This is a genomic window from Vibrio sp. 1069 (genome assembly GCF_033340555.1).
This window is the reverse complement of sequence record NZ_JAWOWP010001011.1, coordinates 1-505: the sequence shown is the minus strand read 5'-3', so window position 1 is coordinate 505 and position 505 is coordinate 1. Positions and strand designations below refer to the sequence as shown.

The following is a 505-nucleotide window of genomic DNA, read 5'->3' as shown; positions in this document are numbered from 1 at the left end:
TACAGAAAGCTCGTTCGACACGTCGCGGATGCCTTCTGTGTTACGAGTGATTTCTGTTGTTACAGATGCTTGCTCTTCCGCCGCAGACGCAATTTGCGTTGCCATGTCGCTGATGCGCTCTACCGCACAGTGGATTTGCGTCAGGCTCGCTGCTGCAGAATTCGCGTCATCCACACTGGTATCAGCCAAACGACGACCATCTCCCATGATATCAACCGCTTTCTTGGTTGTACCTTGAAGCATTTCGATCGTTTCTTGGATTTCTTTGGTCGATGCGTGAGTACGTTGGCTCAATACGCGAACTTCGTCAGCAACAACCGCAAAACCACGACCTTGATCGCCTGCACGCGCCGCTTCGATCGCTGCGTTCAGTGCCAACAAGTTAGTTTGCTCTGCAATGTCTTGAATCGTCGATAGAATCGTGTTGATGCTATTACCGTGCGCTTCAAGTTCTTGGATAACATTTGTCGCGACTTGAACTTCTTGCGCCAGATTCTGGATAGAG

At 50.1% G+C, this 505-nt stretch carries 1 protein-coding gene; it reads right to left on the bottom strand.

Annotated elements, in window-relative coordinates; translation table 11 throughout:
- Window positions 1-505: methyl-accepting chemotaxis protein (locus tag R7040_RS30320; RefSeq protein WP_318098173.1), on the bottom strand; the 505-nt coding region annotated here is incomplete at both ends.